This is a genomic window from Agrococcus carbonis (assembly GCF_900104705.1).
Taxonomy (GTDB): domain Bacteria; phylum Actinomycetota; class Actinomycetes; order Actinomycetales; family Microbacteriaceae; genus Agrococcus; species Agrococcus carbonis.
In genome coordinates, this window is sequence record NZ_LT629734.1 from 1,776,864 (window position 1) to 1,802,587 (window position 25,724).

At 74.3% G+C, this 25,724-nt stretch carries 25 protein-coding genes; 11 read left to right on the plus strand and 14 right to left on the minus strand.

All coding sequences use genetic code 11. The annotated features are described in order from the left end of the window. Positions 1–78 precede the first annotated feature (78 nt). Positions 79–981, plus strand: coding sequence for a hypothetical protein (locus BLT67_RS08600; RefSeq protein WP_092666641.1), 903 nt, complete (start codon positions 79–81; stop codon positions 979–981). A 13-nt stretch (positions 982–994) separates the two neighbouring features. Here the strand turns inward: BLT67_RS08600 and BLT67_RS08605 are convergent, their stop codons facing one another. Further along, complete coding sequence (locus tag BLT67_RS08605; protein ID WP_092666642.1) at positions 995–2,155, minus strand: acyl-CoA dehydrogenase family protein; 1,161 nt, start codon at positions 2,153–2,155, stop codon at positions 995–997. Between the two features lie 10 nt (positions 2,156–2,165). Beyond that, on the minus strand, positions 2,166–2,936 hold the full coding sequence (locus BLT67_RS08610; protein ID WP_092666643.1) for an SDR family NAD(P)-dependent oxidoreductase: 771 nt from the start codon (positions 2,934–2,936) through the stop codon (positions 2,166–2,168). A 193-nt stretch (positions 2,937–3,129) separates the two neighbouring features. On the opposite strand from BLT67_RS08610, the gene BLT67_RS08615 reads away from it, so the two are divergent. From BLT67_RS08615 to BLT67_RS08625, 3 genes are read left to right on the plus strand one after another with little or no spacing between them, the layout of a single operon-like run. Continuing rightward, a complete protein-coding gene (locus tag BLT67_RS08615; RefSeq protein ID WP_407922521.1) occupies positions 3,130–4,323 on the plus strand; it encodes an acyl-CoA dehydrogenase family protein in 1,194 nt (397 codons plus the stop codon). Next, positions 4,320–5,372, plus strand: a complete 1,053-nt coding sequence (locus tag BLT67_RS08620) for a 3-hydroxyisobutyryl-CoA hydrolase (RefSeq protein WP_092666644.1) — start codon at positions 4,320–4,322, stop codon at positions 5,370–5,372. The genes BLT67_RS08615 and BLT67_RS08620 overlap by 4 nt, the downstream gene beginning before the upstream one ends. Positions 5,373–5,401: 29 nt before the next feature. Further along, a complete protein-coding gene (locus tag BLT67_RS08625) occupies positions 5,402–6,178 on the plus strand; it encodes an enoyl-CoA hydratase-related protein (RefSeq protein ID WP_092667593.1) in 777 nt (258 codons plus the stop codon). A 213-nt stretch (positions 6,179–6,391) separates the two neighbouring features. Here the strand turns inward: BLT67_RS08625 and BLT67_RS08630 are convergent, their stop codons facing one another. Continuing rightward, entirely contained in the window at positions 6,392–6,940 is a 549-nt protein-coding gene (locus BLT67_RS08630; protein ID WP_092666645.1) for a MarR family winged helix-turn-helix transcriptional regulator, read from the minus strand. 72 nt (positions 6,941–7,012) lie between these two features. On the opposite strand from BLT67_RS08630, the gene BLT67_RS08635 reads away from it, so the two are divergent. The 4 genes from BLT67_RS08635 to BLT67_RS08650 all read left to right on the plus strand — a co-directional run bounded on the left by BLT67_RS08635 (position 7,013) and on the right by BLT67_RS08650 (position 11,628). Next, the gene (locus tag BLT67_RS08635) at positions 7,013–7,789 is read left to right on the plus strand and encodes an electron transfer flavoprotein subunit beta/FixA family protein (protein WP_092666646.1); all 777 of its coding nucleotides are present in this window, start codon (positions 7,013–7,015) and stop codon (positions 7,787–7,789) included. Positions 7,790–7,797: 8 nt separating this feature from the next. Further along, positions 7,798–8,793 (plus strand): electron transfer flavoprotein subunit alpha/FixB family protein, encoded by a 996-nt coding sequence (locus BLT67_RS08640; RefSeq protein WP_092667594.1) that lies wholly within the window; start codon positions 7,798–7,800, stop codon positions 8,791–8,793. A gap of 1,118 nt (positions 8,794–9,911) precedes the next feature. After that, positions 9,912–10,766, plus strand: coding sequence for a cytochrome b/b6 domain-containing protein (locus BLT67_RS13730; protein WP_231945451.1), 855 nt, complete (start codon positions 9,912–9,914; stop codon positions 10,764–10,766). Between the two features lie 58 nt (positions 10,767–10,824). Next, positions 10,825–11,628, plus strand: a complete 804-nt coding sequence (locus BLT67_RS08650) for a sulfite exporter TauE/SafE family protein (protein ID WP_092666647.1) — start codon at positions 10,825–10,827, stop codon at positions 11,626–11,628. 22 nt (positions 11,629–11,650) lie between these two features. Here BLT67_RS08650 and BLT67_RS08655 read toward each other — a convergent pair whose 3' ends face one another. The 6 genes from BLT67_RS08655 to BLT67_RS08680 form a co-directional block, all read right to left on the minus strand. Next, positions 11,651–12,121 carry a DUF427 domain-containing protein gene (locus BLT67_RS08655; RefSeq protein WP_092666648.1) on the minus strand — a complete coding sequence of 157 codons (471 nt, stop codon included), beginning with the start codon at positions 12,119–12,121 and terminating at the stop codon, positions 11,651–11,653. Positions 12,122–12,366: 245 nt separating this feature from the next. Next, positions 12,367–13,620, minus strand: coding sequence for a peptidoglycan recognition protein family protein (locus tag BLT67_RS08660; RefSeq protein WP_231945453.1), 1,254 nt, complete (start codon positions 13,618–13,620; stop codon positions 12,367–12,369). A gap of 108 nt (positions 13,621–13,728) precedes the next feature. Further along, positions 13,729–14,994: an MFS transporter gene (locus BLT67_RS08665; protein WP_092666649.1), complete on the minus strand. Its 1,266-nt coding sequence runs from the start codon at positions 14,992–14,994 to the stop codon at positions 13,729–13,731. Further along, a complete protein-coding gene (locus tag BLT67_RS08670; protein WP_092666650.1) occupies positions 14,991–15,410 on the minus strand; it encodes a MarR family winged helix-turn-helix transcriptional regulator in 420 nt (139 codons plus the stop codon). Before BLT67_RS08670 ends, BLT67_RS08665 begins: the two co-directional genes overlap by 4 nt. Before the next feature lie 76 nt (positions 15,411–15,486). After that, complete coding sequence (locus BLT67_RS08675; RefSeq protein ID WP_092666651.1) at positions 15,487–15,840, minus strand: hypothetical protein; 354 nt, start codon at positions 15,838–15,840, stop codon at positions 15,487–15,489. A gap of 79 nt (positions 15,841–15,919) precedes the next feature. Continuing rightward, entirely contained in the window at positions 15,920–17,143 is a 1,224-nt protein-coding gene (locus tag BLT67_RS08680; protein WP_092666652.1) for a phosphotransferase family protein, read from the minus strand. A gap of 115 nt (positions 17,144–17,258) precedes the next feature. On the opposite strand from BLT67_RS08680, the gene BLT67_RS08685 reads away from it, so the two are divergent. Then, positions 17,259–18,872, plus strand: a complete 1,614-nt coding sequence (locus tag BLT67_RS08685) for a sensor histidine kinase (protein ID WP_157674294.1) — start codon at positions 17,259–17,261, stop codon at positions 18,870–18,872. Then, positions 18,857–19,519 carry a response regulator transcription factor gene (locus BLT67_RS08690; protein ID WP_092666654.1) on the plus strand — a complete coding sequence of 221 codons (663 nt, stop codon included), beginning with the start codon at positions 18,857–18,859 and terminating at the stop codon, positions 19,517–19,519. Before BLT67_RS08685 ends, BLT67_RS08690 begins: the two co-directional genes overlap by 16 nt. On the opposite strand, the gene BLT67_RS08695 is transcribed toward BLT67_RS08690, so the two are convergent. From BLT67_RS08695 to BLT67_RS08710, 4 genes are all read right to left on the minus strand, one after another. Next, positions 19,504–20,646 (minus strand): aminoglycoside phosphotransferase family protein, encoded by a 1,143-nt coding sequence (locus tag BLT67_RS08695; protein ID WP_092666655.1) that lies wholly within the window; start codon positions 20,644–20,646, stop codon positions 19,504–19,506. The two genes, BLT67_RS08690 and BLT67_RS08695, sit on opposite strands and share 16 nt — an antisense overlap. 69 nt (positions 20,647–20,715) lie before the next feature. Continuing rightward, positions 20,716–21,186, minus strand: a complete 471-nt coding sequence (locus BLT67_RS08700) for a MarR family winged helix-turn-helix transcriptional regulator (protein ID WP_092666656.1) — start codon at positions 21,184–21,186, stop codon at positions 20,716–20,718. Beyond that, positions 21,183–21,797, minus strand: coding sequence for an FMN reductase (locus BLT67_RS08705; protein WP_092666657.1), 615 nt, complete (start codon positions 21,795–21,797; stop codon positions 21,183–21,185). Before BLT67_RS08705 ends, BLT67_RS08700 begins: the two co-directional genes overlap by 4 nt. Then, positions 21,794–22,972 carry an LLM class flavin-dependent oxidoreductase gene (locus tag BLT67_RS08710; RefSeq protein WP_092667597.1) on the minus strand — a complete coding sequence of 393 codons (1,179 nt, stop codon included), beginning with the start codon at positions 22,970–22,972 and terminating at the stop codon, positions 21,794–21,796. The genes BLT67_RS08705 and BLT67_RS08710 overlap by 4 nt, the downstream gene beginning before the upstream one ends. 146 nt (positions 22,973–23,118) lie before the next feature. On the opposite strand from BLT67_RS08710, the gene solA reads away from it, so the two are divergent. Next, positions 23,119–24,285, plus strand: coding sequence for an N-methyl-L-tryptophan oxidase (gene solA / locus BLT67_RS08715; RefSeq protein ID WP_197674412.1), 1,167 nt, complete (start codon positions 23,119–23,121; stop codon positions 24,283–24,285). A gap of 76 nt (positions 24,286–24,361) precedes the next feature. Here the strand turns inward: solA and BLT67_RS08720 are convergent, their stop codons facing one another. Beyond that, complete coding sequence (locus BLT67_RS08720; protein ID WP_407922503.1) at positions 24,362–25,663, minus strand: MFS transporter; 1,302 nt, start codon at positions 25,661–25,663, stop codon at positions 24,362–24,364. Positions 25,664–25,724 lie beyond the last annotated feature (61 nt).

A 25,724-nucleotide genomic window follows, 5' to 3' on the forward strand; every position in this document is an offset into this window, starting at 1 on the left:
CGCCGGGGTGGGGAGCCCGACGGCAGGACGGCGGTCAACCCCCATGCGCCCCGCACCGCAAGTGCCTAGCGTGGAGGCATGACGGTCCCCAACCCCGCGCCCCAGCTGCCGCCGCAGCCGTTCGCGCAGAACCCCGACTTCGCAGCGCCCGGCGCCCAGCAGGCGGCGGCCGGTCAGCCCTACGCCGCCGCCCAGCCCACCCGGCCGTACGTGCCGCCCGTCTACGACGCCGGCCCGCCGAAGCCGCCGCGGCCCAAGCTGACGAAGGAGGCGGCGCGCCGCGCGCGCCTCGCCGGCGGCGTCGGCGGCGGCATCGCATGGCTCGGCATCGGCATCATGCAGCTGTGCGCGACGCTGCTGCTGCTGCCCGTGCTCGTCGGCTCGCTCGTGTTCGGCCTCGGCTTCGCCTTCCGGCAGGACGGCACGAGCGCCACCGGCGGCGCCTGGAACAGCATGCTCGAGTGGCTCGGCAGCCCGTGGGGCATCCTGCTCGGCATCGGCGTGCCCATCGGGCTGCTCGTCGCGCTCCTCGGCCTCTGGGTCAGCACGCGCATCCTCCGCCACCCCGACGTGCGACGACCCGTCGGCATCACGTGGGCCGGCTTCGGCATCGCCGTCGCCGCCGCCGTGCTGCTCTCGGGCGCGGGCTCGGTGACGCTGCCGTTCTTCGGCGGCTTCCCGCTCGGCCCGGGCTTCGACATCGATCGCTTCGGCCCGGGACCGGGCCCCGTCGACGACGCCGAGCTCGAGCGCTGGTTCGCGACCGACGGCGCCGACATGCTCGAGCGCATCGCCGACCCCGGCACGCTGCTGGGCTTCGCAGGGCCGTGGCTCGCGATCGGTCAGCTGCTCGCGCTCGTCATCCCGATCGTCGTCAGCATCTTCACCTGGTGGTGGATGGCGCACGCGATGCGCCCGGCGCTCGTCGACGGCCCGCTCGAGCCCGCGCCCGAGAGGACGGCCGAGCCGCCCGCCGCCTGAGCGCCGCGCGGCCTCAGCCCTTCGCGCGCTTCGCGATGTCGCGCCCGATGATCTCCTTCATGATCTCGGTCGTGCCGCCGTAGATCGACTGCACGCGCGAGTCGCGGAAGGCGCGCGCGATCGGGTACTCCTCCATGAAGCCGTAGCCGCCGTGCAGCTGCAGGCTGCGGGTGATGACCCGCTGCTCGAGCTCGGTCGTCCACCACTTCGCCTTCGACGCATCCGCCGTCGTCAGGTGCCCCTCGTTGAGCGCGAGGATGCAGCGCTCGACGTAGGCGCGAGCGATGTCGAGCTCGGTCTCGAGCTCGGCGAGCGCGAACCGCACCGTCGGCAGGTCGCCGACGAGCCCGCCGAAGGCCTTCCGCTGGAAGACGTAGTCGCGGCCCCACGCGTACGCGGCCTCGGCCGACGAGAGCGCGGCGGCGCCGATCGAGAGCCGCTCGCGCGGCAGCCGCTCCATCATGGCGATGAGGCCCATGCCCACCTCGCCGACGCGGTTCGCATCCGGCACCCGCACGTCGCGGAAGAACAGCTCCGCCGTGTCCTGCGAGCGCAGCCCGATCTTGTCGAGCTTCCGCCCGCGCTCGAAGCCGGCCATGCCGTTCTCGACGAGGAGGAGGGTGAAGCCGCGCGAGCCCGCCTCGGGGTCGGTGCGCGCGAAGACGAGCACCTTGTCGGCGTGGAAGCCGTTGGTGATGAACGTCTTCGAGCCGTTCAGGATCCAGTCGTCGCCGTCGCGCACCGCGGCGGTGCGGATGCCCTGCAGGTCGCTGCCGGCATCGGGCTCGGTCATGCCGATCGCGGCGATCGAGTCGCCCGACGCCATCGCCGGCAGCCAGCGCTCGCGCTGCTCGGGCGTCGCGAGGTCGAGCAGGTAGGCGAGCACGATGTCGTCGTGCACGCCGAAGGTCGCGTTGACGGATGCGGCGCCGACGCGCGAGAGCTCCTCGCTGATCACGAGGCGGAACCGGTAGTCGTCGACGCCCATGCCGCCGTACTCCTCCGGGATCGCGAGCCCGACCATGCCGGCCTCGCCCATCCGCCGGTAGAGGTCGCGGTCGGTCAGCCCGTCGGCCTCCCACTGCGCCAGGTGCGGCGCGATGTGCCGCGCGACGAACTCGCGCACGCTCTCGCGGAACGCCTCGTGCTCGTCGTCGTAGAAGTCTGAACGCATCCGTCTCTCCTCACTTCGCCTGCATGCGGATCGCCCCGTCGAGCCGGATGGTCTCGCCGTTGAGCATGGGGTTGGCGACGATCTGCGTCACCAGCAGCGCGAACTCGCTCGGCTTGCCGAGCCTCGCGGGGTGCGGCACCTGCGCGCCGAGCGAGTCGCGCGCCTCCTGCGGGAGGGCCGCGAGCAGCGGGGTGTCGAACAGCCCCGGGGCGATCGCGTTCACGCGGATGCGGTGGGTCGCGAGCTCGCGCGCGACCGGCAGGGTGAGCCCCACGATCGCGGCCTTCGACGCCGAGTAGGCCGCTTGGCCGATCTGCCCGTCGAAGGCGGCGACGGATGCGGTGGAGATGATGACGCCGCGCTCCTCGCCGGCCTCGCCGCCCATCGGCTCGAGCCGCGCCATGCGCTCGGCGGCGAGCCGGATGACGTTGAAGGTGCCGACGAGGTTGATGTCGATGACGCGCTGGAAGCGGTCGAGCGGGAAGGCGCCCGAGCGACCGACGACCTTCGCGGCGTCGTTGACGCCGGCGCAGCTCACGACGACGCGCAGGTCGCCGAGGGCGTCGGCCGCGTCGAGCGCGGCGGCGACCTGCGCCTCGTCGCGCACGTCGGCGCCCACGAACGTGACCCCCTCGAGGCGGGCCACCGCATCCGCCGCCGGCGTGCCGGGCAGGTCGATCACCACCACGCGCGCGCCCTGCGCGAGCAGCGCCTCGGTCGTCGCGAGGCCGAGCCCCGATGCTCCGCCGGTGACGAGCGCCACCTGCCCGTCGATCTCCATGTGCCCTCCGTCGCCTTCGACGCTCTGACCGTAGCGGCACCGCGCGTGGGCGCGTGATCGCCGCGGCTGGCGTGCCGTGCACTCAGGATGGTAGATATGTGGACGTCCATGCAACTGGCAGGACGACACAAGAAGCCCCACAAGGGCGAGCGCGGCCCAGCCGCCACGCGACGAGGAGGTCGTGCGGGTGACCATGACGATGCCCAGCCCCACCGGCAGCGGGACGAGCGCGAGCGCCACGAGCGCCGAGGAGCGCGAGGCGCTCGTCGAGGCCGTGCGCGACTTCGCCGACGCACGCCTCGCCCCGTTCGCGAACCAGCGCGACGCCGACCACGAGTTCCCCGTCGAGACGCTGCGCGAGGCCGGCCAGCTCGGCCTCGGCGCCATCTGCGTGCGCGAGGACGTCGGCGGCGCGGGCCTCAGCCGCATGGACGCGATCGCCATCTACGAGCAGCTCGCGCGCGGCGACGTCGCGGTCGCCGCCTACATCTCGATCCACAACATGGTCGTCGGCATGATCGACCAGCACGGCACCGACGAGCAGCGCCGCCGCTGGCTGCCGAGCCTCACGACGATGGACGACCTCGCGAGCTACTGCCTCACCGAGCCCGGCGCCGGCAGCGACGCCGCCGCGGTCGCGACCGCCGCCGTGCGCGACGGCGACGACTACGTGCTCACGGGCACGAAGCAGTTCATCTCGGGCGCCGGCACCTCGGCCGTGTACGTCGTGATGGCCCGCACGGGTGGCGACGACCCGGCGAAGCAGGGCTCGCGCGGCATGACCGCGTTCATCGTGCCCGCGGGCGCCGACGGCCTCTCGTTCGGCCCCGAGGAGCACAAGATGGGCTGGAACGCGCAGCCCACGCGCCAGGTCGTGCTCGACGGCGTGCGGGTGCCCGCCGACCACCGCCTCGGCGAGGAGGGCGACGGCTTCGGCATCGCGATGCGCGGGCTCAACGGCGGCCGCCTCGGCATCGCGGCCGCGTCGATCGGCGGCGCGCAGTGGGCGCTCGAGCGCACCGTCGCCTACGCCAAGGAGCGCGCGACCTTCGGCCAGCCGCTCGCGACCCGCCAGCACGTGCAGTTCGCGCTCGCCGACATGGAGACCGAGCTGCAGGCGGCGCGGGCGCTGCTCGAGCGGGCCGCGGCCAAGCTCGACGCGGGCGCCGCCGACGCGCCCGTCGCGTGCGCGATGGCCAAGCGCTTCGCGACCGACGCGGGCTTCCGCGTCGCCGACGAGGCGCTGCAGCTGCACGGCGGCTACGGCTACCTGCACGAGTACGGCATCGAGCGCGTCGTGCGCGACCTGCGCGTGCACCGCATCCTCGAGGGTTCGAACGAGATGATGCGCATGATCGTCGGCCGACACCTGCTGGGAGAGCGATGACCCACATCCGCACCGAGACCCGCGGCGCGCTCGCGCACATCGAGCTCGACCGCCCCGAGGCGCTCAACGCGCTCACGCACGGCATGGTGCAGGGGCTCACGGATGCGCTGCGCGCGGCGGCCGCGGACGACGCGGTCGAGCGCGTGCTCATCACGGGCGCGGGGGAGCGGGCCCTCTGCGCGGGCGGCGACGTCGTGACGCTGCGCGACGACGTCGAGCGCACGCGCGGCCAGGGCGCCGCTCGCTTCTGGCGCGACGAGTACGCCCTCAACGCGCTCATCGCGCGCTTCCCGAAGCCGGTCGTCGCGATCCAGCACGGCATCGTGCTCGGCGGCGGCGTCGGCATCTCGGGCCATGCGAGCCACCGCATCGTCACCGACTCGACGCGCATCGGGTTCCCCGAGGTGACGATCGGCTTCGTGCCCGACGTCGGCGCGACCTGGCTGCTCACCCGCCGCCGCGGCGAGCTCGGCACGCGCGCGGCGCTCACCGGCGACCACTTCGGCGCCGCCGACGCGATCGCGCTCGGCCTCGCCGACCGGTGCGTGCCCGAGGACCGCCTGCCTGAGCTCGTCTCGCTACTCGAGACCGAGCATCCGGATGCCGTCATCGAGCGGCTCGCGGCCGAGCCCGGCGTGAGCGCGCTCGAGCGGGATCGGCCCTTCCTCGACCGGATGTTCGCGGGCTCGGACGCCGCGGCGATCGTCGAGCGCCTGCGCGGCGCGGGCGAGGCGGGCGCGGCGCTCGCGGACCGCATCGCCCAGCGCTCGCCCTTCGCGGTCGCGGTGACGCTCGAGGCGCTGCGGCGTGCGCGCGGCCTCGGCTCGCTCGAGGAGGCGCTCGTGCAGGAGTACCGCGTCTCGCGCCACACCTCGCTCGCCGCCGACTTCGCGGAGGGGGTGCGCGCGCAGCTCGTCGACAAGGATCGCGCGCCGAAGTGGACGCCGTCGACGCTCGAGAAGGTGACGCCTGCCATGGTGGAGGGGTGCTTCGCACCGGTGCCCGAGGGCGACCTGGTGCTTCCCGCTGCGATGAAGGAGCCCGCATGACCGACTCGACCGCTGCCGCCGACGCCGCCGTGCCCGAGACCGAGACGATCCGCGTCGAGCGGCGCGGCCGCGTCGCCTGGATCACGCTCGACCGTCCCGAGGCGCTCAACGCGCTCAACGCGCAGCTGATGCGCGAGGTCGTCGCGACGGCGAAGGAGCTCGATGCCGACGACGGCGTGGGCGCGATCGTCGTGACGGGTTCGGAGAAGGCCTTCGCGGCCGGCGCCGACATCAAGGAGATGGCCGACAAGTCGGCCGCCGAGATGCGCGAGGCCGACCACTTCGGCCCGTGGCTCGAGTTCGCGCGCGTGCGCAAGCCCGTCATCGCGGTCGTCTCGGGCTACGCGCTCGGCGGCGGCTTCGAGCTCGCGCTCATGTGCGACGTGATCCTCGCGAGCGACACCGCGCAGTTCGGCTTCCCCGAGATCGGGCTGGGCGTCATCCCCGGCATCGGCGGCACGCAGCGCATCGTGCGCGCGATCGGCTACCCGAAGGCGGCCGAGCTCGTGCTCACCGGCCGGCGCATTGACGCCGCGGAGGCCGATTCGCTCGGCATCGTCTCGCGCGTCGTGCCCGCGGCCGAGCTGCAGGCCGAGGCCGAGCGCCTCGCGACCGAGATCGCCGGGCGCTCGCTGCCCGCGCTCGTGGCGGCGAAGGCGGCGCTGGATGCGGCCCTCGAGACGGGCCTGGAGGCGGGCCTCGCGCTCGAGGCCGAGCAGTTCACCGCGCTGTTCGACACCGAGGACCAGAAAGAGGGGATGGCGGCGTTCCGTGAGAAGCGACAGCCCGAGTTCCGCCACCGCTAGGCCCCACCTCGCCGGTCGAGGAGCGCGCGGCCTGAGGCCGCTCGCGTCACGAGACCACGCGGCGCGCGGCCCCCACCCCGCCGGTCGAGGAGCGCGCGGCCGTAGGCCGCTCGCGTCACGAGACCACCAGCTCGCCCGAGAGGCGGGTCTCGTGACGGCAGCGGCGCTGAGCACCGCAGCCTCCCCGACCGACGGAAGCTGCAACGGCTCCGGCTACAACGGCTCCGGCACCGGCCGCGGATCCTCGAAGTCCCCCGAGCGCTTCCGCAGCAGCGCGATGATGCGCACGAGCTCGGCGAGCTCCTCCTCCTCGAGCCCCGTCGCCGTGAAGGCCTCGTCGTTGAGCGCGGCCGTGGCCCGCTCGACGAGCGCACGCCCCGCATCCGTGATCGCGAGCACCGTCGCGCGGCCGTCGGTCGGGTGCGGCTCGCGCTCGACGAGCCCCGCGCGCACGAGCCGGTCGACCGTGCTCGTCACGCTCGTCGGGTGCACCTGCAGGCGCCGCACGGCCGATTGCATCGGCATCCGCCCCTCGCGCGTGAACGCGAGCAGCCGCAGCACCTCGAACCGCGCGAACGACAGCGCGAAGGGCCGCAGCACCGCCTCGACGCGCGCCTCGAGCAGCTGCTGCGCGCGGTTGACCGACGTGACGAGCGTCATGCCCGGCGCCGCATCCGCCCAGCCGTGCTCGAGCCACTGGCGCCGCGCCTCGGCGATCGGGTCGATGGGCATCGGGCGCTCCCCCGAGGTCCTGGCGCTCATGGCATCCTCCTCGTACCGATTCACCGTAGCCCAGGCGATGGAGCCCGCCCCGACGACGAAGGGAGCGCCGCGATGAAGATCGTCGTGCTCGTCAAGCCCGTGCCCGACACCTACGGCGAGCGGGCGCTGAGCCTCGAGACCGGCCTCGCCGACCGCGCCGCGAGCGAGACCGTGCTCGACGAGATCACCGAGCGCGCGCTCGAGGCGGCGATCAAGCACGCCGAGAGCACCGAGGGCGTCGAGGTCGTCGCGCTCACGATGGCGCCCGGCGACGCGCAGGCGTCGCTGCGGAAGGCGCTCGCGATGGGTGCGGCGTCGGCCGTGCACGTCGCCGACGAGCGGCTCGCGGGCGCCGACTACGTGCGTACCGCCGAGGTGCTCGCCGCAGCGCTGCGCCGCATGGGCTTCGACCTCATCGTCACCGGCAACGGCTCGACCGACGGCACGGGCGGCGTCATCCCGGCGATGCTCGCCGAGCTGCTCGAGCTGCCGCTCGCGACCCGGCTCGAGACGATGGAGATCACGGCGGATGCGGTGCGCGGCACGCGCGCGACCGACGGCGGCGCGATGACGGTCGCCGCCCCGCTGCCGGCGATCGTCTCGGTCACCGAGACCTTCCCCGACCCGCGCTTCCCGGCGCTGCGCGGCATCATGGGCGCGAAGAAGAAGCCGCTCGAGGTGCTGACGCTCGACGACCTCGAGGTCGACGCCGACGAGACCGCCGCACCCCGCTCGATCATGACGGCGGTCGCGCAGCGGCCCCCGCGCGCGGCGGGCGAGATCATCACCGACGAGGGCGACGCGGCCGAGCGCATCGTCGCGTTCCTCGCCGACCGCAGGCTGGTGTGAGGAGCATCGTGAGCGAGACCCAGACCCCCGTCCTCGCGCTGCTGCTCGCGGCGCCCGCCGTCGCCGACGGCGCAGACCCGGCCCTCGCCGACGGCGCGGCCGAGGCGCTCGGCGCCGCTGCGCAGATCGGCACGCCCGTCGCGCTCGTCGCCGGGCCCGCCGACGCGCTGCCGACGCTCGCCGAGCGCGCAGCGGAGCTCGGCGCGACGCAGGTGCTCACCGCCGCGCTCGACACCGCGCAGCTCGGCGTGCCCGCCGCCGACGCGCTCGTGGCCGCGGTGGCCCAGGTGCAGCCGGCCGCCGTGCTCGTGCCGAACACGATCGAGGGCGCGGATGCGGCCGGTCGCGCGGCCGTGCGGCTGCGCGCGCCGCTCGCCGCCGACGCCGTCGGGGTCGAGCGCGACGACGAGGGCATCGTCGCGCGGCACTCCGTCTACGGCGGCGCGTACGACGTGACGTCGGCCGCGACCTACGGGCCGCTGTTCGTGACGCTGCGCCTCGGCGCGGTCGACGCGCGCGCCGAAGCGGCACCGCTCGCCGCCACCGAGCTCGAGGTGCCCGCATCCGGCCGGCCGGCTGCGGCCGTCGAAGCCGTCGAGGCCGTGCAGCAGGTCTCGGCGAGGCCCGACCTGCGCTCGGCGAAGAAGATCGTCTCGGGCGGCCGCGGGCTCGGCTCGAAGGAGCAGTTCGCGCTCGTCGAGCAGCTCGCCGACGCGCTCGGTGCCGCGGTCGGCGCCTCGCGCGCGGCCGTCGACGCCGGCTACGTCGAGCCGACGCTGCAGGTGGGGCAGACGGGCACGTCGGTCTCGCCGGAGCTCTACCTCGCGCTCGGCATCTCGGGCGCCATCCAGCACCGCGCCGGCATGCAGACGGCGAAGACGATCGTCGCGATCGACAAGGATGCGAACGCCCCGATCTTCGAGATCGCCGACCTCGGCGTCGTGGGCGACCTGTTCACGATCGTGCCGCAGGTGATCGCGGCGCTCGAGGCGCGGAAGGCGTAGCGGTGGTCGCGGGGGAGGGCGCGGGCGCGAGCCCGACGGTCGCGCTGCGGCGCGGCCTGCCGCGCACGCCCGGCGGCGAGCCCTGGCCGCCGGCGGGCGCCGCGCCCGCCCCCTCCCAGGTCGCCCCCTCGCCGGTCGCCCCTTCGCCCGTCGCCCCTTCGTCGGTCGCTCCCTCGTCGGTCGAGGAGCCCGTCGGCGAAGCCGGCACGCGTCACGAGACCGCCGCCCCTTCGGTCGCTCCTTCGTCGGTCGCTCCCTCGCCGGTCGAGGAGCGCGTCGGCGGAGCCGACTCGCGTCACGAGACCCCCACGGTCAGCGAGCCGCCGACCGATGCCGCCCGCGCGAGCCGCCAGGCCATCCGCCGTGGACTCCCGCGCGTGCCCGGCGGCGAGCCGTGGCCGCCCGCAGGCGTCGCGCCCGCGGCAGCGGTCGGTCTCGAGACGCGTGCGCCTGCGGAGCCCGCTCCTCGACCGGCGGAGGAGGCGGCGAGCGCAGCGGCGTCGGCCCCGGCGACCGCGCCCCCCGCCACGTCGGTGCCCGAGCCCGACGCCCCGACCGGGGCCGTGTCCGCGCAGAGCGGTACCGAGATGCCGCGCGCCGAGGTGTCGGACGACCATCCGGTACCGGTCTCCGGACAGCAGCTGCGCCGAGGGCTCCCGCGCGTGCCCGGCGGTGAGCCGTGGCCGCCGGCCGGAGTCGCGCCGGCAGCGGCGGGTCTCGAGACGCGTGCGCCTGCGGCGCGCGCTCCTCGACCGGCGGAGGAAGTGGCGCCTGCCGCAGCGGATGGTCTCGATACGGCGCCTGCGGCGCCTACTCGACCGGCGGAGGAAGAGGCGGCGCCCGCGGCGGCTGCCGCAGCAGCGTCGGTCGAGGATCGCGCCGGCGGAGCCGGCACGCGTCACGAGACCGCTGCTGAAGCGCCGGCTGCAGCGGATGGTCTCGATACGGCGCCTGCGGCGCCTGCTCGATCAGCGGAGGAGGCGGCGGGTCTCGAGACGCGTGCGCCTGCGGCGCGCGCTCCTCGACCGACGAGGGAAGCGCCGGCCCCCGCGGCCGAGGCGGCGTCAGCCGCGAGCCTCCGCCCGACGAGCCTCAAGCAGTGGGTCGGGGTCGGCGCGGTGCTCGCGCTCGCCGCCGTGGGCCTCGCGACCATCGTCGTCGCGGCCGTGCGCTGGCTCATCGGGCTCGAGCCGGTCGCCGCGTTCATCGCGCAGTATCCCGGCACCTACCCGCTGCCCGAGGGCGCGCCCGTCGGCCTGCCGGTGTGGCTCAACTGGTCGCACTTCTTCAACCTGCTGCTCATCGCCCTCATCATCCGCTCGGGCCTCCAGGTGCGGCGCGAGCGCAAGCCCGCCGCCTACGTGACGTCGAAGCGCACCGGCCACAAGGCATCCATCACCGTCTGGCTCCACACGAGCCTCGACGTGCTGTGGGTCGTCAACGGCCTCGTGTTCGTCATCCTGCTCTTCGCGACCGGCCAGTGGATGCGCATCGTGCCGACGAGCTGGGAGGTCTTCCCGCACGCGATCTCGGCCGGCCTGCAGTACGCGTCGCTCGACTGGCCGCTCGAGGACGGCTGGGTCAACTACAACGCCCTGCAGCAGCTCGCCTACTTCGTGACGGTCTTCGTCGCCGCGCCGCTCGCGATCGTCACGGGCGTGCGCATGAGCGGCTGGTGGCCCCGCGGCAACGAGCGCCTCGATCGCGCCTACCCGATCGAGTGGGCGCGCGCCGTGCACTTCCCGACGATGCTCTACTTCGTCGCCTTCATCGTCGTGCACGTGCTGCTCGTGTTCACGACGGGGGCGCTGCGCAACCTCAACCACATGTTCGCCGCGAAGGCGGACGACGACTGGGTCGGCTTCGCCTTCTTCGCCGGCGCCATGCTCGTCGTCGGGGCGGCGATGGCGGCGGCCCGGCCGGCGATCCTCAGCCCCATCGCGAGCCTCTTCGGCAAGGTCACGGCGCGCTGACGGGCGGCACGGCGCCTCGCGGCGCCCGCGTCGGGCGGATGCGCCGGGGCACGGCAGGATGGAGGGCGTGACCGACGAGACCGAGACCGAGCGCCGCCGACCGATCTTCGCCCTCGTCGGGATCGGACTGCTCTCGGGCTTCCTCTCGGGCATGTTCGGCATCGGCGGCGGCATCGTGATCGTGCCGCTGCTCGTGCTGCTCGCGAAGTTCCCGCGCCGCCTCGCCGCCGGCACCTCGCTCGGCGCGATCGTGCCGGCCGCGCTCGTGGGCGTCGCGAGCTACGCCGCGCTCGGCAACGTCGACTGGCTCGTCGCGCTCATCCTCGTCGTGGGCTCGGTCGCCGGCGCGCAGGTCGGCGCGCACCTGCTGCACAAGCTGCCGGTGCAGGCGATCCGCTGGGCGTTCATCGTCTTCCTCGCCGCCGTCGCCGTGAGCCTGTTCCTCATCGTGCCCTCGCGCGACGCCGAGCTCGAGCTCGACGTGCTGCCCATCATCGGCCTCGTGGTGCTCGGCTTCGTCACCGGCGTGCTCTCGGGCATCCTCGGCGTCGGAGGCGGCATCGTGATCGTGCCGATGCTCATCCTGCTCTTCGGCCTCGGCGACGTCGCGGCCAAGGGCACGTCGCTCGCGATGATGATCCCCACCGCGATCTCGGGCACGATCGGCAACCTGCGCCGCAAGAACGTCGACCTCGTCGCCGCCCTCATCGTCGGCCTCGCCGCGTGCGTCACGACGGCCCTCGGCGCGGCCGCGGCCGTCGCGCTCGACCCGCAGACCGCATCCATCATCTTCGGCGCGTTCCTCGTGGTGCTCATCGTGCGGCTCGTCGTCGAGGCGATCAAGCTCGGGCACAAGGAGTAGCGCGCGGGACCAGCGCGCGGGGTCACCAGCCCATGGTGCCCGGCGCGCCCTTGAACGGGCCGCGCACGCGCGAGGTGATCCAGCCGCCGTAGAAGCGGCCGGGCTGCGGCTCGACCCGCTCGCCGTCGACCTCGACGAGGTCCATGCGGCCGGCGTAGACGGCGACGTGCCCGGCGAGCGACTCGAAGCCCGGCAGCGGGCTCGGGTAGTGCCACGCGGCGCGCGGCTCGGTCGTGCCGCCGCCCGTGACGTCGAAGTAGCTCGCCGCGCCCTTCCACTCGCACGCGCTCGCGCCGCCGCCCGGTGCCAGCGCGCCCTCGCGGAACGCCTCGCGCGGCAGGTAGTAGGTGGGCGGATGGCTCGTCTCGAGCACGCGCAGCGCCTCGCGCGTCTCGACGATCACCTCGCCGCCGAGCACGATGCGCACGTGCTCGTCGCTCGCCTCCACCCGTGGCGGCCGCGGGTAGTCCCACACCGACTCGACCGTGCGCATCCGTGCCTCCTCGCTGCCCAGCTCGCCCGCCGCGGCGGGCCGTGGCGCGAGGCTACGCGGCCGGGCTCTGGAGCGGCCGATGCGCCGCCCATGGGCAACCCATGCGCGAGCAACGGCCGGCTGCCTCCTCGGCCACCGCCCCGGCGAGCGCCAGCGGTGCCGGTGCGCTCGATCGGGCTGGGCGCACCGCCATCCGCGCCGGCGACGCCGGGTGGCCGCTCTGCCCGATCGAGCGCGCGCCGGCGTCAGCGCAGCAGGTGCGCCCAGGTGACGGGGCCGACCGATCCGTCGACCGCGAGCCCGCGCGACGACTGGTAGGCCCGGACGGCCGAGAGCGTCGCGGGACCGAACGAGCCGTCGACGACGAGCGAGTGGCCGCGCGCCGAGAGCGCGCCTTGCAGGGCCTGCACCGCGGCGCCGCTCGCGCCCTGCTGCAGCGTGACGGCGAGCGGCGACTCCCAGGTCTGCGGCCCGATGACGCCGTCGGCGACGATGCCCTTCGCGCGCTGGAAGGCGATGACGACCGACTCGGTCGCCGGCCCGAACGAGCCGTCGATCGTGATCGAGCGCCCCGAGTGCCGGAGGAGCCGCTGGGCGGCCGTCACGCGGAAGCCCGTCGCCCCGCGGCGCAGGTTCGGCCACGGCCGGCTGGTGTCGACGCCGCCGCCCCCGCCGCCGAGCCGCGCGGCGACCGCGTTCCGCAGCTCGCCGAGGCGCGCGTAGAGCAGGTCGCCGGGGCAGAGCGTCGAGCCGAGGTTGCGGTGGCCGACGATCGAGCTCGGCGCGATGCCGTAGGTCTGGCAGAGGTAGGCGCACAGCGACACGAGCGACGACCACTGCGCGCTCGTGGGCTGCACCGACGTGAAGGTGCCCTCGGTCTCGATGCCGAGCGAGGTGGAGTTGTAGCCCGCGACGTGCGCGCCGATCGGGAAGCTGCGCCCGGTCGCGAGCCCCTCGAGCGTCCGGTGGCGACCCTCGAGGATGTAGCCGCCGCGCGCGACGGTGAAGTGCTGCCCGGTGTCGGGCCAGCCGCGCGCGAAGTGCCACTGCTGGATGTTGCGCGCGATCGAGTGCGCCGCCGCGAGCGTCGTGCCCGTGCCGTTCGACGAGGCCGTGTGGTGCACGACGATGCGCTGCGGCGTCGAGCTCATCGAGATCGCGCTCCGCGCGGCTGCCGCGCCCCAGCTCGCGCACGAGATGATCGACGGCCGCGACACCGCCGCGAGCGCCGGCGACGCCGCACCCCCGCCCGCGAGCGCGAACGCGCCGGCGACCCCGAGCATCCCGCCGAAGAGCATGCGGCGCGAGAGGCGCCCCTCGCTCGCGCGCTCGGCGGCGGATGCGGCGCCGGGTTCGAGCGGGTCGGGACCGTGGCCGCCGAGCGCATCGGGACCGTGGCCGCCGGGACCGTGGCCCCCGGCACTGTGGCCGTGCCGGTGGTGATCGTGGGCGCCGTGCGCGCCGGCGCCGAGGTCGGGGCCGTGGGGTGCGTCGGGCATCGTGACTCCTCGCTGCTGCGTCGCCGGCGCGCTGCTGCGCCGACGCTCTCAGGAGGCTATGGAGCGCCCGGCATCCTGCCTACGGGCAGAACTGCCCATTCCGCATCATCACTTGACGACGTCGATCGACTCCGTGGGCGGCGGGAGCGTGAGCGTGCCCGTGCGGCTCATGCGGTCGTCGCGGCGCACCCGCGCGAAGTAGACGGCGCCGATCGCGAAGGCCGCGAGGCACGTGAACGCGGCGACCATGATGCCCCAGCGCGGGCCGAAGGCATCCGCGACCCAGCCGACGATCGGCGCGCCGATCGGCGTGCCGCCCATGAAGACGGCGCCGTAGAGCGCCATGACGCGGCCGCGCACCTCGGGCGCCGAGGTGAGCTGGACCATCGAGTTGGCGTTCGTCATGAACAGCTGCGCGGTGAACCCCGCGACCGCGAGCGCCGCGCCGAAGAGCCAGATGCTCGGCACCCACGCCGCGAAGGTGCACGCGATCGCGAACGCGCCGATGCCGCCGATCACGACCGTCCAGCGCGGGCGCGCCGAGCGGGCCGAGAGCAGCGCGCCCGTGACCGAGCCGATCGCCATCGCGCTCGAGAGCACGCCGAACGTGTCGGCGTCGGCGCGGAACTCGGTCGCCGTCATCGTCGAGATGTAGATGGGGAAGTTGAGCCCGAACGTGCCGAGGATGAACGCCATGACGAAGATCACGAGCAGGTCGTGGCGCTTCTTCACGTAGCGGAAGCCCTGCACGATGTCGCCGAGGCCCTTGGCGCCGCGCGGGCTCGGCACGAGCTCTGCGGTGCGGATGCGCATGAGCGCGACGAGCATGGCGATGAACGTCACGGCGTTGATGAGGAAGACGGGCCCGGGCTGCACGAGCGCGATGAGCACGCCCGCGACGGCGGGGCCCAGCAGGCGCGCGCCGTGGAACGACGCGGAGTTGAGCGCGACCGCGTTCGCGATGTCGTCCTGCCCGACGAGCTCGGAGACGAACGCCTGCCGCGCGGGCATGTCGAAGGCCTGCACGATGCCGAACGCGAGGGCGAACAGCTGCACGTGCCACAGCTCGACGACGCCGGTCGTGACGACGATGCCCAGCACGAGCGCGAGCACGCCCATCGTCGACTGCGTCACGAGCAGCACCTTGCGGCGGTCGTACTTGTCGGCGATGAGGCCGGACACCGGCACGAGCAGCAGCTGGGGCGCGAACTGCAGCGCCATGTTGAGGCCGACGGCGGTCGCGTCGTTCGCCGTCAGGACGGTGAGCACCGTCCACGACAGCGCGGTCGACTGCATCCACGCGCCGACGTTGGAGATGAGGGCACCGGTGAACCAGGTGCGGTAGTTGAAGCGCTTGAGGCTGCGGAACATCATCGCTCGGCGAGCCTCCCGAGGATCGGGATGGCGCGCTCGAGCACGTCCCGCTCCTCAGGCGTGAGCTCGTCGATCGCTGCTGCGAGCGCGCGGTTGCGGCGCTCGCGGAGCTCGGCGATCATCTCCTCGCCCTTGTCGCTGATGCGCAGCACCTGCATGCGCCCGTCGGTGGGGTGCGGGTGGCGCTCGATGTAGCCGAGCGACTCGAGGTGCTGGAGCGTCTTCACCATGCTCGGCGGCTTGACGCCCTCGCACGCGGCGATGCGGGCGAGGGTCGGCTCGTCGAGCTGCTGGATCGCGCCGAGCGCCGAGAGGTGGTGGATCGCGAGGGCCTCGTCGCCGTGCTCGCGGCGCATCCTGCGGCCCAGGCGCACGAGCGCGACCCGGAGGGAGGCGGCGATCGTGATGGTCGGCATGTCGTTAGTCTACCTCACGACTTCCGCAGCCGGCCTCGCCCGTGGCGAACACCGAGCGGTGTGCGTCCGGCCCGGATCAGTCGTTCGAGGCGGCCGACACGGGCGAGGCGATCGACACCGGCGACGGCGCCGAGTCGGCGGGCGCGGGTGCCTGCGCTGGCTCCGGCTCGGGCACGCTCGCGGCCGCCGGCGTGGTGGCCGTCGGCGTCGAGGTCGGCGTCGGCGCGACGATGCCGTCGGCCTGCCCCGCCTTGCCGATCGCGGCGTCGACCGCGCTCACCGCGACGCCGCGGATCTCGGCGCCCGCGACGGGCGCGCCGCTCGCGTCGCGCACCTGGAGCGCGCTCGCCATGCTCATGGCGCCGGCCGAGAGGACGGCGATGCTGAGGGCCCCGGCCGTGCCGGCCAGGATCCACTGACTGCGCTTCATGCCCTCCATCATGCGCCCTGCGGGTGAGACGGGGCAGTGGCGCGCATGAGGAATCTCTCATCCGCGCACCGCGCGTCGATCACGCGGCGCTCTGCCGCTCGAGCAGCGCGACCCCGAGCGCGAGCTCTGCGGCCGCACCGGCGAGGTCGCCGCGCTCGGTCGGGGCGAGCGCGTGCGCGAGCACGTGCACGGCGGTGCGGTGCGCGACGCGCTCGCGGCCGGGGCGCCCGGGCGCGAGCCAGCGGGACGCCGCGGCGTCGAGCAGCCGCCGGAACCCCGCCGCGCGCGCCGGGTCCTGCCGGGCGAGCACGATCGAGGCGACGAGGTGCCCCATGAGCGCCGCCTCGTCGTCGGCCGGGTCGCCGAGGCCGCACGTGTCGATGTCGATGACGCCCGAGACCGCGCTCGGGTCGTCGGCGGCGACGAAGAGCTGCCCGATGTGCAGGTCGCCGTGCACGGTGCGGCGCTCGGCGTCGTCGAGATCGAGGGCGGATGCGTCGGCCGACGCGATGCGGTCGGTGAGCGTCGCGAGGTCGGCGCGCAGGCCCGCGGGCGCATCCGCTCCGGCCCAGCGCGCGAGCGCCGCGTCGAGGCGGCGGAGGTACCAGTCCTGGCGCGCGGCGAGCGAGGCGCGGGCATCCCGCCCCGTGTCGACCGCGCCCATCCGCTCGCGGAGCGCCTCGATCGAGTCGAGCAGGCGCGCGGGGTCGAGCTCGTCGAGCCGCGCGGTCACCGGCACGCCCGCCGCGGTCTCGGTCAGGACGATGCCGAGCTCCGACCAGCCGGTGATGTGCGGCACGGGCACGCCGCCGGCGCGCAGCGACTCCTGCAGGTGCACGATCGAGGCGGAGGCCGTCGGGCGCACGATCTTGAGGTAGGTCTCCCGGTCGCCCGCGCGCATCCGGAACATCGCCCGCTTGCCCGGCCGGTAGACGAGCAGCTCGGGCCGCTGGTCGATCGCGACGCCCATGCGGCCCATGAGCGTCGCGGCGGCCTCGGGGAAGCTCGCGGGCGCGAGCGCGGGCAGCCGCGGGTCGGCGGGGTGCAGCCAGATGCGCGCCTCGGGATGCTCGGGGTCGCCGAGCACGAACCCGGTCTCGGCCTCGACGGCCTTGCCCGAGGTGTCGACGTACCAGTAGCGCGCAGGCGAGTCGGCGGAGGCGGCCTCCTCGAAGCCGGTGAGCGAGCCCGAGCCGTAGGGCTCGCGGCTCAGCACGCGCAGCTCGCCCCGCAGGTCGTCGCCGAGCGCGTCGCGCAGCATCTGCTCCTCGGCGCTCACCCCCGCAGGGCTCGTCTCGTCCACCACCCCACGATCTCAGCAGATGCGGGCGCCGGGCGCACACCGGCGCGGGTGGGGCTCGGTGAGGATTCTCTCACACGCGCGCCCTCGCGGGGGGGCGAGCCGCTTGAATGGGGCCATGCCTGACTCCCGCCCGCGCCTGCGCACCTGGACGGTGCGCTCGCGGATCGTCGGGCTCCTCACGGCGCTCACGCTCGCGTCGGTCTTCGCCGCCGGCAGCGTCGCCTACCTCGTCGAGCGCGCCCGGGTGCTCGAGCAGGTCGACCGCAACCTCGAGTCGGCGCTCGAGGGCGCGAGCTTCACGGTCGCGAGCGCGGAGTCGCCGTGGCCGTCGACCGAGGAGGCGCTGCGCGCGGTCGTGCAGCGGCTCGCCCCCGACGACAACACCGGCACGCTCGGCATCGTCGACGGGCGCGCCGCCTGGCGACCCGGGATCCCGACCGACCTGCAGCTCGAGTCGCTGCCGGGCTTCGTCGAGCGCGTCGTCGCCGAGACCGCCGGCGATCGCACGGTCATGGGCACGTTCGTCGACGAGCAGGGGCGCGCGGTGCGCTACGTCGCGGCGCCCGTGCTGCTCGGGGACGGCGGCGATGCCGCGCCGCAGTCGTCGGCCGTCTTCGTGACCGCGTACGACATCGCGGGCGAGCTCGCCGAGATCAACGAGGCGGCGCGCGTGTTCACGATCACGGCGATCGTCGCCGTCGCGGTGACGTTCCTCGTGGGGCTCTGGGTCTCGGGGCGGCTGCTGCGGCCGATCCGGCGGATGCGCGAGGTCGCGGAGCGCTCGTCGGCCGCGAGCCTCGCCGAGCGCATCCCCGTCGGCGAGTCGCGCGACGACGTCTCGCAGCTCGCGGTCACCGTCAACGGCATGCTCGACCGGCTCGGCGGCGCGCTCGCCAGCCAGCGCGAGCTGCTGCGCGACGTCGGGCACGAGCTGAAGACCCCCCTCACGATCGTGCGCGGCCACCTCGAGGTCGTCGACCCGGCCGACCCCGGTGACGTCGAGGCGACCCGCGAGCTCGCGATCGACGAGCTCGACCGGATGGCGCGGCTCGTCGACGACCTGCGCGCCGTCGCGCGGCTGCGCGACCCGAGCGCCTTCTCGATCCGCCCCACCGACCTCGCGGCGCTCACCGAGCAGATCGCCTCGAAGGCGCGCGCGATCGACGGCGCCGACCTCGAAGCCGACGTCCCGACGGCGGCGGTCACCGCGCGGCTCGACCCCGACCGCATCACGCAGGCGATGCTGCAGCTCGTCGCCAACGCCGTGCGGCACGCGAGGGGGCCGATCGCGATCGGCTCGCGCGTGCGCGGCGACGACGTCGAGCTCTTCGTCCGCGACCGCGGGCCCGGCGTGCCGGCGGACCTGCGCGAGACCATCTTCGAGCGCTTCCGCCGCGGCGAGGCCGAGGGGCGCGGCGACGGCGGCTCGGGGCTCGGCCTCTCGATCGTGCAGCTCATCGCGCAGACGCACGGCGGGCGCGCGAGCGTGATCGATCCGCCGGACGGGCTCGGCGCGGAGTTCGTGCTCGCGCTGCCGGGCGCGGTCGTCGCCGACGAGGCGGTGGCCGACCAGGAGCCCGACGAGCAGGCGCCGAACGAGCCGACGCACCCCGGGCAACCCGCCGCGGCGGAGCCCGGCGCGCCCGACCGCGCAGGGGAGGATGGGGGCGGTGCGGCCGCAGCGCATCCGCCCGACGCCCCCGAGGAGCAGCCATGGCATCGATCCTGATCGCCGAGGACGAGGCGCGCATCGCGTCGTTCGTCGAGAAGGGCCTGCGCGCCTCCGGCTACACCACGCGCGTCGCCACGACCGGCCCCGAGGCGCTCGACCTCGCGCTCACCGACGAGTTCGACCTGCTCGTGCTCGACATCGGGCTGCCCGGCATGGACGGCTTCGAGGTGCTCGCGCAGCTGCGCGGCTCGGGCTCGACGATGCCCGTGATCATCCTCACGGCGCGCGCCGGCGGCGCCGACACCGTCGCGGGGCTCGAGGGCGGCGCCGACGACTACATGGCCAAGCCCTTCCGCTTCGACGAGCTGCTCGCGCGCGTGCGGCTGCGCATGGCCTCGCACGCGAACGGCGCGGCCGCGGCGCCCGCGCTCGCGCACCAGGGCCTCGAGCTCGACATCCGCACGCGTCGCGCGACCGTCGACGGGCGCGAGGTCGACCTCTCGGGCCGCGAGTTCGCGCTCGCCGAGGAGCTGCTGCGCCACGCGGGCCAGGTGCTCTCGCGCGAGCAGCTGCTCTCGCGCGTGTGGGGCTACGACTTCGACCCGGGCTCGAACGTCGTCGACGTCTACGTGCGCTACCTGCGCAACAAGCTCGGCGCCGAGCGCATCGAGACCGTGCGCGGCATGGGCTACCGCTTGGTCTGAGGCTCCGGCACCGACGGCGCGAGGCGCTGCAGGTCGAGCGCCTCGTCGAGCATGAGGTTGGCGCCCTCGAGGTTGCGCTCGGCCGCGCGGATCGCGTGGCCGACGAGGTGCAGCGACGCGAGCGCCGCGGTGTGGCGGTCGCGGATCCAGCGGTCGGCCGCGGCCTCGCCGAGCGCGTGCAGGATGCGGGCGTCGCCGGCGCGGCCCGCCGTCTCGTTGCGCACGGCGGATGCGGTGGCGTGGCCGATGAAGGCCGCCGCGTCGTCGCTCGGGTCGCCGAGCCCCGTCGTGTCGACGTCGATCACGCCCGAGATCGACTCGTCGGTGAAGAACAGCTGGCCGATGTGGAGGTCGCCGTGGATGACGCGCGGCGGCCCGACGCGCCGGATGCTCGGCAGCAGCAGCGCGAGCAGGTGGTGCAGCTCGCGCTCGCGCCCCGGCAGGGCGGCCGCGAGCCGGTCGATGTGCCACTCGAGCCGGGTGCCGACGGATGCGCGCGCGATGCGGTGGGTGCGCACGCCGAGCAGCTGCTCGCGCAGCGCGTCGACCGCGTCGACGATGCGCTCGGGCGGCACGGTCGCGGCGGCGAGGGGGCCCGGGATGCCGGCCGCGTCGCGCACGACGAGCACGCCCGAGGGCGCCCAGTGGGCGACCCGCGGCGCGGGGACGCCGGCGTCGCGGCACGCCTGATGGATGTGCGCGAGCTCCTCGGCCTCCGCGGGCCGCACGACCTTCACGAACATGTGGCGGCCGTGCTGCGTCATCCGCACGACCGCTCGTCGGCCCGGGCGGTAGCTCAGCACGCGCGCCTCGATCGGCCCCGTCGTGCTGCCGCCGTACTCGGCGATGCGCCGCAGCCGGTCGGGGTCGAGCGCGGTGCGCAGCGCCGGCAGCCGCGGGTCGAGCGGATGCTTCCAGATGCGCGCGACGGTCGAGCCGTCGCCGTCGCGGATGACGAAGCCGGTCTCCTTCGCGACCGCCTGGCGCGAGGTGTCGACGAACCACTCGCCGGCGTCGGGTCCGTCGTCGACCGTGAGGCGCGCGATGCGCCCGTCGCCGAAGGGCTCAGCCGAGATCAGGCGACCGGGGCTCCCGATCGCCTTCTCCAGCAGCCGCTGCTCCAGCATCGCTCCATCGTGCCAGGCGCGGGCTGGGACACGCGAAGCGCCGTCCACAGCCGGGCGAGCCGCGCGCTCCTACGGCTCGCCGGCGCCGTCGTCGGCGCGGTCGAGCATGCGCGCGCGCAGCGGCCCGAAGACGGCGTCGAGCATCTCGACCTGCGCCGCGTCGAGGCCCGCGAGGAAGAGCTCGTCGATGTGCCGCGCATGCACGGGGCGGGTGCGGCGCAGGCGCGACCGCCCCGCATCCGTGAGCACCGCATCCGTGCCCCGGCCGTCGGCCGTGCTCGGCTCGCGGGCGACGAGGCCCTCGCGCTCGAGCGCGGCCACGCGATAGGTGAGCCGGCCCGGCGCGAACGCGAGCGCCCGCGCCAGGTCGCCCATGCGCATGCGCGACGACTCGGCCTCCGAGAGCACGAGCAGCACGTTGTAGTCGCCGAGGTCGATGCCGCAGCTCGCCTTCATGCGGCGCTCGAGCTCGTTCTCGAGCAGGCGGGAGCCCTCGAAGTAGGCCCGCCACGCCCGCAGCGCGCGATCGCGCTCGCTCACGCGTGCCCCAGCATCTGCTCGAACGACACGAACGCGTCGCCCTCGACGTCGAAGGGGTCGGCCTCGCGGCGGCGGGGCATCGCGACCATGAGGTCGGCGAGCTCCTGGCCCTCGCGCGCGATGCGGCGGTCGAGGCCGGAGGCGCCCCAGTCCTCGGAGGCCGCGAAGACGCCCGTCGGCACGACCTGCGCCTTGAGGTAGGAGAACATCGGCCGCATCGCGGTGTCCATGACCATCGAGTGGCGGGCGCTGCCGCCCGTCGCGCCGAGCGCCGTCGGGATCGAGGCGAGCTGCCCCTCCTCGATGACGTCGAAGAACGACTTGAACAGCCCCGAGTAGCTCATGTTGAACGTCGGCGTGACGGCGATGATCGCCTCGGCGTCGACGACCTCCTTGATGGCGGCGTCGAGCGCCTCGGAGGGGTTGTGCGTGAGCATGTGGCTCGCGATGTCCTGCGCGAGCGGACGCAGCACGATGTCGACCGGCTCGGCGTGCTGGCCGTGCGCCGTGAGCGCCGTCATCGTGGCGTCGCGCAGCCGGTCGGCGAGCAGCTTCGTGCTCGACGGCTCGCCGAGCCCGGCGGAGACGACGGCGATGCGGGGGTTCGTCATGCCTCACCCACCTGTCGTGCGATGGCGGCGCCGGTGTCGAGGTCGTCGCGCGCGCCCTGCTCCTTCCAGGCGTTGCCCTGCTCGCCGAGCTGCGTGCCCGCCTCGCGGGCGGCGGCGACGCGGGCGGCGTGCGTGGGTGCATCCGGCACGTTCGCGGGGCGGCCGTTGTCGAACTCGCGGCGCAGCACCGGCACCACCTCGGTGCCGAGGATCTCGATCTGCTCGAGCACCTCCGTCAGCGGCAGGCCGGCGTGGTCGATGAGGAACATCTGGCGCTGGTAGTCGCCCGCCCAGTCGCGGAACGAGAGCGTGCGCTCGATGACCTGCTCGGGGGTGCCGACGGTCAGCGGCGTCATCTCGGTGAAGTCCTCGAGGCTCGGGCCGTGGCCGTAGACGGGGGCGACGTCGAAGAAGGGGCGGAACCGCTCCTTCGCCTCGCGCTCGGTCGACTTCATGAAGACCTGGCCGCCGAGGCCGACGAACGCCTGCTCGGGTTCGCCGTGGCCGTAGTGCGCGAAGCGCGAGCGGTAGAGCTTGACCATGCGCTCGGTGTGCTCGACGTTCCAGAAGATGTTGTTGTGGAAGAAGCCGTCGCCGTAGTACGCGGCCTGCTCGGCGATCTGCGGCGAGCGGATGGAGCCGTGCCAGACGAAGGGCGCGACGCCGTCGAGCGGTGCGGGGGTCGAGGTGTAGCCGGTGAGCGGCGTGCGGTGCTTGCCCTGCCAGTTGACGACCGGCTCGCGCCACAGCTTGTGCAGCAGCGCGTAGTTCTCGATCGCGAGCTCGATGCCGTCGCGGATGTCCTTGCCGAACCACGGGTAGACGGGGCCGGTGTTGCCGCGGCCGAGCGTGAGGTCGACGCGGCCGTCGGCGAGGTGCTGCAGCATCGCGAAGTCCTCGGCGATCTTCACCGGGTCGTTCGTCGTGATGAGGGTCGTCGCGGTCGAGAGGATGATGCGCTCGGTCTGGGCGGCGATGTAGCCGAGGGTCGTGGTCGGCGACGACGAGAAGAACGGCGGGTTGTGGTGCTCGCCCGCGGCGAAGACGTCGAGGCCGACCTCCTCGGCCTTCTTCGCCATCGCGATCCAGCCCTTGATGCGCTCGTGCTCGGTGGGCGTGCGGCCGGTCGTCGGATCCTGGGTGATGTCGCTCACCGAGAAGATGCCGAACTGCATGCTGCTCATGGGTGTGGTCCTTCCGTCGCGGACAAGTCTTTCAAATCTGAACGATGAGTGCAACGGGTCGTGCGGCAAGGGTATTCCCGCACCCTGGATCCGGCCATGGAACCGCGGCGGCACGCGCTCGACCGTAGGGTCGGGGCATGGCAGCGGATGCGGTGACGGGCTTCGACGCGGATGTCGCGGTGGTGGGCCTCGGCGCCATCGGGTCGAGCGCGCTCTGGCGGCTCGCGGCGCGCGGGCTCGACGTCGTGGGCGTCGAGCAGCACGAGCCCGGCCACCCGTGGGGCGGCTCGCACGGGCGTACCCGGCTCTTCAGGGTCGCGTGCCTCGAGCATCCGGGCCTCACGCCGATCGCGCGCCGCGCGCGCGACCTCTGGCGCGAGCTCGAGGCGGCCAGCGGCGAGCCGCTGCTCGTGCAGACCGGCGCCGTGATGATCGGCCAGCCCGGCAGCCGCATCATCGAGGGCACGCTCGCCGCGGCCGCGGCGCACGCCCTGCCCGTTGAGCGGCTCGACGGCGCCGCGCTCGCCGCCCGGGCGCCCGCGCACGCGCGGCTCGACGACGGCGACGTCGCGCTCTGGGACCCCGAGGCCGGGGTGCTGCGTCCCGAGGCGGCCATCGTCGCCGCCGTCGACGCGGCGCGGGCCGCCGGCGCGCGCGTCCGCACGGGCGAGCGGGTGCTCGCGGTCGAGCCCGACGCCGAGGGCGTCACGATCCGGCTCGCGGGGGCCTCGCTGCGGGTGCGCCGCGCGGTCGTGACGGCCGGCCCGTGGCTGCCGCAGCTCGTGCCCGGCCTCCCGATCACGCCGCACCGCGTCGTCATGACGTGGTTCGACGCGCGCGACGGCCACGACGCATCCGTCGACCGCCTGCCCGTGTTCATCCGCAGCGTGCCGGGCACCGGCGGTCAGCACTGGATCTGGGGGCACGGCGCGCTCCCGGGCGACCTCGCGAAGGTCGGCCCCGAGTTCGACGGGCCCTTCGACGCCGACGACCCCGATGCGATCGATCGCGAGGTGCATGCAGGGGAGACCGATGGCATCCGCGACCTCGTGGCTGCGGCGCTGCCCGACCTCGAGCCCGAGCCCGCCGAGGCGGTCACCTGCATCATGGCCCACACGCCCGACGGGCAGTTCGTGGTGGGCCGCACCCCGGCATCCGACCGCGTCGTCGTCGCGGGCGGCTGCTCGGGCCACTCGTTCAAGCACGCCGCGGCGCTCGGCGAGGCCGCGGCGCAGCTCACGGTCGACGAGCCGCCGTTCGCCGACATCGGCTTCCTCGACCCGGCGCGCTTCGCCCGCCCGTGATCTCGGGCTCAACGGCCATGCGGCGCGGATGTGTCGCGTGCGCGCACATCCGTCGCGCATGGCCGTTGCGTCTGGCTCAGACGCTGGTGGCGGGATCGATCGCGGAGCCCTCGAGCGTGGCGCTCGCGGTGTCGGCCGGATGCCCCTCGCGGCGGCTCAGGAGCACGAAGGGGATCGCGAGCGCCGAGATCGCGCCGCTCAGCAGCAGCGAGAAGCCGTAGCCGCCGAGGTCGGCGGAGCGGCCGAGGATGGGCTGCGCGATCGCGCTGCCGCCGGAGCCCATGAGCGAGTCGAACGAGAGCACGGTCGCGCGCTGCTTCGAGGGGATCATGTCGTTGATGTAGGCGCGGTGCACCGGGTCGTCGATCGACGTCATCACGCCCCACACCGCCACGAGCACGATCGCCACCCAGAAGCTCTGGATGAGCCCGAGCCCCAGCAGCACGACGACGCCCGTGACGGTCGAGAGCAGGATGGTCGACGTGCGCTTGCGGAACCGGCGCCGCACCGCCGGCGCGAGGAAGCCGCCGAGCATCGCCGAGCCAGAGAGCAGCGCCGCGGCGAGGCCGGCGATCGAGTAGGCGTCCGGATCGCCCCACAGCTCGAGCAGGTAGGGCTGCAGCGCGTAGAACGCGTAGAAGCCGACGCCGGCGGTGAAGGGGCTCGCGAGCATCAGCCAGCGCACCGGGGGGTTGCGCAGCCCGTGCGTGATCGACGCGCGCAGCACCGTGCGGGTGGCGCGCAGCGGCCCCTCGCTGCGGTCAGGCGTGAAGCCGAGATCGCGCATGAGCGGCAGCGCGATCGCCACCATCAGCACGAGGATCCCGGCGCGCAGCAGGAACGGCACACCGAGGTCGGTCAGCTGCGCCACGACGCCGCCGAGCACCGAGCCGATGAGCATCGCCGCGCCGCCCACCACCACCGAGCGCCCGAAGATCTGCTCGAGGCTGCCCCGGTAGCCCGTCGCCTGCAGCGCGTCGACGACCCACGCGTCGAGCGCGCCGGTGAAGAACGTGAACCCGAGCCCGAGCAGCAGCGACGCGAGCGCCCAGCCCCAGAACGGCGCCTCCCACAGCCACATGAGCCAGTAGAGGCCGGTCGTGACCGCGAGGGTCGCCGAGCCGAGCACGTACGACCAGCGGCGCCCCATCGTGTCGGCGACGACGCCGGTCGGGATCTCGAAGATCAGCACGCCGAGCGTGTAGAAGGCGTTCGCGGCGAAGGCCTCGAGGTTCGTCAGCCCCGCGTCGAGGAGGAACAGCGTGTTGATGCCCCAGATGAACGAGGCCGCGAGCGTGTTCCCCAGCAGCAGCACGTAGTAGGTGCCCTGCACGCGACGCGGGCTCGGCAGCACGGGCACCCCCTTCGCGGTCCTCAACAGGCCAACGATGGCACGCGGATGCGCGGGGCGACAGGGGTGGATGCGGGACGTGCGTCGG

Bases quoted from the DNA above. Each gene is read 5' to 3' on its own strand.
- BLT67_RS08710 (WP_092667597.1), bottom strand. From the start codon at position 22,972: ATGCAGTTCGGCATCTTCTCGGTGAGCGACATCACCCAGGATCCGACG.
- BLT67_RS08690 (WP_092666654.1), top strand. From the start codon at position 18,857: ATGGCATCGATCCTGATCGCCGAGGACGAGGCGCGCATCGCGTCGTTC.
- BLT67_RS08675 (WP_092666651.1), bottom strand. From the start codon at position 15,840: ATGAAGCGCAGTCAGTGGATCCTGGCCGGCACGGCCGGGGCCCTCAGC.
- BLT67_RS08650 (WP_092666647.1), top strand. From the start codon at position 10,825: ATGGAGGGCGTGACCGACGAGACCGAGACCGAGCGCCGCCGACCGATC.
- BLT67_RS08630 (WP_092666645.1), bottom strand. From the start codon at position 6,940: ATGAGCGCCAGGACCTCGGGGGAGCGCCCGATGCCCATCGACCCGATC.
- BLT67_RS08660 (WP_231945453.1), bottom strand. From the start codon at position 13,620: ATGCCCGACGCACCCCACGGCCCCGACCTCGGCGCCGGCGCGCACGGC.
- BLT67_RS08670 (WP_092666650.1), bottom strand. From the start codon at position 15,410: ATGCCGACCATCACGATCGCCGCCTCCCTCCGGGTCGCGCTCGTGCGC.
- BLT67_RS08605 (WP_092666642.1), bottom strand. From the start codon at position 2,155: ATGCGTTCAGACTTCTACGACGACGAGCACGAGGCGTTCCGCGAGAGC.
- BLT67_RS08705 (WP_092666657.1), bottom strand. From the start codon at position 21,797: ATGACGAACCCCCGCATCGCCGTCGTCTCCGCCGGGCTCGGCGAGCCG.
- BLT67_RS08600 (WP_092666641.1), top strand. From the start codon at position 79: ATGACGGTCCCCAACCCCGCGCCCCAGCTGCCGCCGCAGCCGTTCGCG.
- BLT67_RS08665 (WP_092666649.1), bottom strand. From the start codon at position 14,994: ATGATGTTCCGCAGCCTCAAGCGCTTCAACTACCGCACCTGGTTCACC.
- BLT67_RS08655 (WP_092666648.1), bottom strand. From the start codon at position 12,121: ATGCGCACGGTCGAGTCGGTGTGGGACTACCCGCGGCCGCCACGGGTG.
- BLT67_RS08685 (WP_157674294.1), top strand. From the start codon at position 17,259: ATGCCTGACTCCCGCCCGCGCCTGCGCACCTGGACGGTGCGCTCGCGG.
- BLT67_RS08610 (WP_092666643.1), bottom strand. From the start codon at position 2,936: ATGGAGATCGACGGGCAGGTGGCGCTCGTCACCGGCGGAGCATCGGGG.
- BLT67_RS08620 (WP_092666644.1), top strand. From the start codon at position 4,320: ATGACCCACATCCGCACCGAGACCCGCGGCGCGCTCGCGCACATCGAG.
- BLT67_RS08615 (WP_407922521.1), top strand. From the start codon at position 3,130: ATGACGATGCCCAGCCCCACCGGCAGCGGGACGAGCGCGAGCGCCACG.
- solA (WP_197674412.1), top strand. From the start codon at position 23,119: ATGGCAGCGGATGCGGTGACGGGCTTCGACGCGGATGTCGCGGTGGTG.
- BLT67_RS08635 (WP_092666646.1), top strand. From the start codon at position 7,013: ATGAAGATCGTCGTGCTCGTCAAGCCCGTGCCCGACACCTACGGCGAG.
- BLT67_RS08695 (WP_092666655.1), bottom strand. From the start codon at position 20,646: ATGCTGGAGCAGCGGCTGCTGGAGAAGGCGATCGGGAGCCCCGGTCGC.